Source organism: Pseudoroseomonas cervicalis ATCC 49957 (assembly GCF_000164635.1).
Taxonomy (GTDB): domain Bacteria; phylum Pseudomonadota; class Alphaproteobacteria; order Acetobacterales; family Acetobacteraceae; genus Pseudoroseomonas; species Pseudoroseomonas cervicalis.
Genome location: NZ_GG770943.1, coordinates 1 through 2,741 on the forward strand (window position 1 = coordinate 1; position 2,741 = coordinate 2,741).

General features: G+C 71.1%; 3 protein-coding genes. All 3 read left to right on the top strand.

The features are described 5' to 3' along the window. Positions 1–135: 135 nt before the first annotated feature. Positions 136–585: a tripartite tricarboxylate transporter TctB family protein gene (locus HMPREF0731_RS20580; RefSeq protein ID WP_007006159.1), complete on the top strand. Its 450-nt coding sequence runs from the start codon at positions 136–138 to the stop codon at positions 583–585. Positions 586–587: 2 nt separating this feature from the next. Then, positions 588–2,111, top strand: a complete 1,524-nt coding sequence (locus HMPREF0731_RS20585; protein ID WP_007006160.1) for a tripartite tricarboxylate transporter permease — start codon at positions 588–590, stop codon at positions 2,109–2,111. A 54-nt stretch (positions 2,112–2,165) separates the two neighbouring features. After that, the coding region (locus HMPREF0731_RS20590) for a DedA family protein (RefSeq protein ID WP_007006161.1) at positions 2,166–2,741 on the top strand (576 nt) is incomplete at its 3' end.

Below are 2,741 nucleotides of genomic sequence, written 5' to 3' on the forward strand. Positions count from 1 at the left end.
CGCGCCGCCCCGCGCCCCCCTGCCCTGGCGCCGCCCGCGCCGCGCCGGCAGCCCCCGGCACACACCGCTTTGTCCGTGCATGCGCAGTCTCGGCGCGCCGGGCCGACCATAGACCAGGCCAAGGGAGGAATTCGCTTGCAGGCGAAACGGGACTATCACGACATCATCGGCGGGGCGCTGATGATCGCCGGGGGGCTTTGGTTCGCCCTCTACTCGCTGAACTACAATCTCGGCACGCTGCGCCGCATGGGGCCGGCCTACTTCCCGCTCGGCATCGGCATCCTGATCGTGCTGTTCGGCCTGCTGCTGGTCCTGCCGGCGCTGCGCCGCCCCGGCGGCTGGCCGGTACCCGAGCTGCGCCCCTTCGCCACCATCAGCGTCGCCGTGCTCGGCTTCGCCCTGGTGGTCGAGCGCTTCGGCCTGGTGCCCGCGACCGTGCTGCTCACCGTGCTCGCCGCCGTGGCGGAACGCGCGCCGAGCTGGCGGCTGACCGCCATCCTGGCCGTGGCCCTCTCGGCCATCGGGGTCCTGGTGTTCACCCAGGGCCTCGGCATTCCCATTCCCGCCTTCCGCTGGGACCGCTGAGCATGGATATCTTTTCCAACCTGGCGCTGGGCTTCAGCGTCGCCTTCGATCCGCAGACGCTGCTCTACTGCTTCATCGGCGTGTTCCTCGGCACCTTCATCGGCGTGCTGCCGGGCATCGGCGCGCTGGCCACGATCTCGATGCTGCTGCCGCTCACCTTCTACGTGCCGCCCACCGCGGCGCTGGTGATGCTGGCCGGCATCTACTACGGCGCGCAGTATGGCGGCTCCACCGCCTCGATCCTGCTGAACCTGCCGGGCACGCCCTCGGCCGCCGTCGCCTGCCTCGACGGTTACCCGATGGCGCAGAAGGGCCGCGCCGGCGTCGCCCTGCTGATGACGACGGTCGCCTCCTTCGTTGGCAGCAGCCTCGGCATCATCATCCTGACCGCCTTCTCGCCGGTGCTCTCGGGCGTGGCGCTCTCCTTCGGCCCGGCCGACTACTTCGCCATGATGCTGCTCGGCCTCGTCGCGGCGGCGACGCTGGCGCAGGGCTCGCCGGTCAAGGGCATCGCCATGGTGCTGGTGGGGCTGGCCCTCGGCATGGTCGGCACCGACGTGCAGACCGGCCAGCAGCGCTTCACCTTCGACATCCCGCAGCTGGCGGACGGGCTCAGCCTGGTGGCGCTGGCCATGGGCCTGTTCGGCGTGGCCGAGGTCATCGCCTCGATCAACCGGGTGCGCGACGGGCAGTCGGCCAAGGAGCGGATCACCTTCCGCTCCATGGTGCCGCAGGGCAAGGACCTGAAGGATTCCGCCCTGCCGATGCTGCGCGGCACCGGCATCGGCGCCATCTTCGGCGCCCTGCCCGGCGCCGGCGCCACCATCGCCTCCTTCATGTCCTACGCCATCGAGAAGAAGGTGGCGCGCGACCCGAGCCGCTTCGGCAAGGGCGCCATCGAGGGCGTCACCGCGCCGGAATCGGCCAACAACGCCGCCTCGCAGACCGCCTTCATCCCGACCCTGACACTCGGCATCCCGGGCGACGCGGTGATGGCGCTGATGCTCGGCGCCATGATCATCCAGGGCATCCAGCCCGGCCCGCGCCTGGTGACCGAGCATCCGGAGCTGTTCTGGGGGCTGATCGCCAGCTTCTGGATCGGCAACGTCATGCTGGTGATCCTGAACCTGCCGCTGATCGGCATCTGGGTGAAGATGCTGGCCATCCCCTACCGCATCCTCTACCCGGCGATCCTGCTGTTCATCTGCATCGGCGTGTACAGCGTCAACAACAGCGCCTTCGACGTGCTGCTGGTGATGATCTTCGGCGTCTTCGGCTACCTGATGATGCTGCTGAAGTTCGAACCGGCGCCGCTGGTGCTGGGCTTCATCCTGGGGCCGCTGATGGAGGAGCATCTGCGCCGCGCCATGCTGCTCTCCCGCGGCGACCCGATGGTGTTCCTGGAGCGGCCGATCAGCGCCAGCTTCCTGGCCATCACCGCGGCGCTGCTGGCCTGGGCCATCTTCGCCCTGATGCGGCAGAACCGCGCCGCCCGCCGCGCCCGCGCGCTTGGCGTGGGCAATTGACGGCCTGAACCGGGGCGGGGCCGCGCGGCCCCGCTCCCCCCCTGCGGGAGCCTCATGCAGAACCGTTTCCTCGGCGCCATCCTGGCCTGGATCGAGGCGCATCAGGACTGGGCCGGCCCGGTCATCTTCCTGCTCGCCTTCGTCGAATCCCTGCCGCTGGTCGGGCTGGTCATCCCCGGCTCGGCGCTGATCTTCGGCGCGGGGCTGTTGATCGCCTCCGGCTCGCTGCCGATCCTGCCGGTGCTGGTGGCGGCGGCGCTGGGCGCGGCGCTGGGCGACACCACCGGCTATCTTCTCGCCCGCCGCCAGGGCCGCGCCCTGGTGCGCCGGCACCTGCCGCGCCGCTACCGCCGGCTCTACGCCCGCTCCCTGGTGGGGTTCCGCCGCTGGGGCTGGTGGGCGGTCTTCGCCAGCCGCTTCTTCGCCCCGCTGCGCGCCTTCATCCCCGTCGTCGCCGGCCTCTCCGGCATGCGGCATGGCCGGTTCCAGAGCGCCAACCTGCCCTCCGCCCTGCTCTGGGCGCCGCTGATCCTGATGCCGGGCCAGGCCCTGGCCTGGATGCTCGGCCTGCTGCCGCCGCTGCGGCTGGAGCTGCTGGCGGCCGTCGCGGCGCTGGGGCTGGCCGGCGCG